2 protein-coding genes are annotated in these 782 nt (G+C 50.1%); both read right to left on the minus strand.

The annotated features are described in order from the left end of the window. Positions 1–490, minus strand: a 490-nt coding sequence (locus ACTHUR_RS13355; protein WP_440399012.1) for a chorismate--pyruvate lyase family protein, incomplete at its 3' end; no start/stop codon positions are given. Between the two features lie 64 nt (positions 491–554). After that, a partial coding sequence (locus ACTHUR_RS13360; protein ID WP_440399014.1) for a DUF4189 domain-containing protein occupies positions 555–782 on the minus strand: 228 nt, incomplete at its 5' end.

The raw sequence follows: 782 nt of genomic DNA on the forward strand, positions 1-782 counted from the left end.
CGCCATCCCAATCGAAATAAGACCTGCGGGCGGCGACAGGTCGTCTGAAATCATCCTGACCGCCTGCGTTTTCCATCAGACAAAACTCGAACGCCGAACGCTTCAAGGGTAGCGTGCCGTCAAACAGCCGCTCGCCCAAAGGCTGCGTGCCGCAATCCAACACGCCACGCCAGGCTTGCGATTGCAGGCTGCACGCGCTGCGCGCCTGTACGACGGGCACGCCGTCCAGATGCAGTAAAACATCGCGGACGAATTGCGGTGTGGCGGTTTCGGTATGGTTTTCGCCAAACGAATTGCCCTGCACATCCAGTTCGCCCATATACAGCACTTTTACCGTAAAACTGCCACCCAAGGCGCGTAAAGCGGCGGTCAGCGATTGCGCTTGGCACAAGGCAGCGGCGCGTTCGCCCCAGCCCTGCGGCAGATCGAGGGGAAGTTTGCCTTGCCAATTCAAAGGGGGATTCATGGGATTTAGATTAATGGGTTTCATGGCACAATAAATAACTTTCAGACGACCTCTAATCTTAAAAAGGTCGTCTGAAAAATTAAATCATTTAATAACGAAGATAATCAGGATGACGGGAACATGCGGAATAGCGTATTTCACAAGAATCAGAATATTTACTACATGCTTTCAATGCTTCCTGTTCAGCTCTTTCCAAGCGCCTATTACTCCTGATTGCATAACCTTCCACTTTACCCATTGCAATGGCACTACAAGAATTTTGATTTTTGGTTCCTAACCTGCATCCTTTTCCATCTGAAGCTATAGGGTTCTTATT

This window comes from Neisseria sp. P0021.S007, assembly GCF_051956855.1.